This is a genomic window from Methanocrinis sp., assembly GCF_049974945.1.
Classification (GTDB): Archaea; Halobacteriota; Methanosarcinia; order Methanotrichales; family Methanotrichaceae; genus Methanocrinis.
Genome location: NZ_JBNGCU010000175.1, coordinates 1 through 2,387, shown reverse-complemented (window position 1 = coordinate 2,387; position 2,387 = coordinate 1). Strand labels below are relative to the sequence as shown.

At 61.8% G+C, this 2,387-nt stretch carries 3 protein-coding genes; all 3 read left to right on the top strand.

The features are described from left to right. The coding region (locus ACP5EL_RS10285) for a TRAM domain-containing protein (RefSeq protein WP_428402418.1) at window positions 1-266 on the top strand (266 nt) is incomplete at its 5' end. A 57-nt stretch (window positions 267-323) separates the two neighbouring features. Next, window positions 324-1,634, top strand: a complete 1,311-nt coding sequence (locus ACP5EL_RS10280) for a phosphoglucomutase (protein WP_428402417.1) — start codon at window positions 324-326, stop codon at window positions 1,632-1,634. 73 nt (window positions 1,635-1,707) lie between these two features. Then, the coding region (gene aglJ, locus ACP5EL_RS10275; protein ID WP_428402416.1) for an S-layer glycoprotein N-glycosyltransferase AglJ at window positions 1,708-2,387 on the top strand (680 nt) is incomplete at its 3' end.

Genomic DNA, 2,387 nt, shown 5'->3' with positions numbered 1-2,387 from the left:
CCCAGGCCCACTCGCCGGCCGCCTCCAGAAAGGAGAGCGCCGAGATGTACGTCGTAGCCCAGGGTTTCTTTTTGCCGCCTGTATCGGTGGGGGAGGTCCTGGAGCTTGATATAGTCGGAGTCGGAAAGTCTGGGGACGGGGTAGCTGAGGTCGAGGGGTTCAAGATATTCGTCCCCGGAGCGGCGGTCGGCGAGAGGGCGCGGGTGAGGATCGGATCGATAAGATCCGGCCACGCCGTGGGGACGATCGAGCCTCCTCTGGACTGAGGGAAAGGCCGGATCGTTTTTCGAAAACTATTTTAGATCTTCCGACGACTCCTAAGTGTGACAGTCTTCAGAGCTTATGACGTGCGAGGCGTCTATGGGACGGAGCTTACCGAGGATCTCGCCGAAAGGGTGGGAAAAGCGCTGGGGTCCTACCTCGCCGACGGCAAAATAACCCTGGGGAGGGACACCAGGAAGAGCGGCCCTTCGGTGGAACGGGCCTTTCTCGATGGGGTTTTATCTGCAGGCTGCAACGTCGATAGCTACGGTGTTCTCCCGATACCGATGATCAGCTTTGAGACCTGGAAAGGGAGCTACGACGCTGCCGCCTACATCTCGGCATCCCATAACCCTCCCCAGTACAACGGGATTCGGTTCAGGACCGCCGAGGGGTATGGGATGCTCTACCACCAGACGGAGATGATGGACCTCTACGAGAAGGGTGCCTTTCGAGAGGGCGAAGGACGGAAGACCGACCGATCCCCGGAAGACGCCATCCGAAGGTACGCCGACTACGTCGAGGGGAAGCTGGATATCGAGCGGCCCCTCAGGGTCGTCCTGGACATGGGGAACGGCTCGGCCTGCGGGATGTCTCTCCTCTATCAGAGGCTCGACTTCGACGGGAGGGTGATCAACGGCGAGCCCGACGGCCTCTTCCCCGGCCGAGGCCCGGCCCCCACCGAGGAGTCGCTGAAGGAGGCGGCGAAGAAGGTGGTGGGGGCCAGGGCGGATTACGGCGTCGGCTTCGACCCTGACGCCGACCGGGGCCTGGTCATCGACGATCGGGGACGGATCGTCACCCCGGAGAAGGTGGCGGTGATCCTGGCCAAGGAGAGGTACGGCCCCGGAGACAAGGTGGTAGCGGGCTTCGACTGCTCCATGATCGTCGAGCGGGAGCTTTTGCCCCTGGGGATCGAGGTGATCAGGGAGAGGGTCGGCGACGTTTACGTCGCCAACCGGGTCAAGAAGGAGGGCGCGGTCCTGGGCGTCGAGCGGAGCGCTCACTTCTTCCTCTCGGAGTTTCAGCTATCCGACGACCCCTTCGCCATGAGCCTCGCCCTCGGTGAGGTGATCAGTCGAGGCGAGAGGCTATCGGACCTCGCGGACGCCATCCCCGACTACCCCTACATCCAGAAGAGCATCAGGATAGAGGGGTCCCCGGCCGAGGTGATGAGACGGCTTGCCGGGGATCTCGCATCCCTCGAGCCCGACGCCACCGACGGCCTCAAGATCTGCACCGAAGATTACAGCGTCCTCATCAGGCCCTCCAACACCGAGCCGCTCATAAGGCTCTACGTCGAGACCGCAGGAGGCGATGAGGACGAGCTGGTGGAGAGGTTCGAGGGGATCATAAAAGGGGCCCTGAAGTGACAAAAGCTTGCAAAGGCGGCCGCCCAGATCGCCACCGACCATCATTCCCAAGTCGAGACCGAGCTGATCGAGATTGACCCCCAGAGACGTCTGCGTTCTGATACCGACCCTCAACGAGGAGGACGCCATAGCCGAGGTGATCGGCGAGTTCAGGGCGATGGGCTTTGAAGATATCCTGGTGATCGACGGCCACAGCCGTGACCGGACCTGCGAGCGAGCGAGGACGGCCGGAGCGCGGGTCGTCATTCAGAGTGGCCAGGGCAAGGGTCAGGCCCTCAAAGAGGCCTTCGATCTGATCGAATCGGAGTACATCGTGATGATCGACGGGGACGGCACCTACCTTCCTGCCGAGGTCCACCTCCTTCTCGACCCCGTCCTCGCGGGAAAAGCCGACCATGTGATGGGAAATCGGTTTGGAAACCTCCAGAAAGGAGCCCTGACCAGGCTGAACTCCGCGGGAAACCGGCTGATTAACTTCTTCTTCAGGCTGATATACGACGTTCCCCTGAACGACATCCTGACGGGATATCGGGCCTTCACCCGCCAGGGCGTCAGCCGGCTCGACCTCACCATGACCGGCTTTGAGATCGAGACGGAGATGACCGTCGACAGCGTCAAAAAGGGGCTTTCGATCGTTGAAGTCCCCATAACCTACCGTTCGAGGACGGTGGGCACCAGGACGAAGCTCAACCCCCTCATGGACGGCGCGAGGATCATCGCCACCATCTATCGGATGGCCAAGACCCACAACCC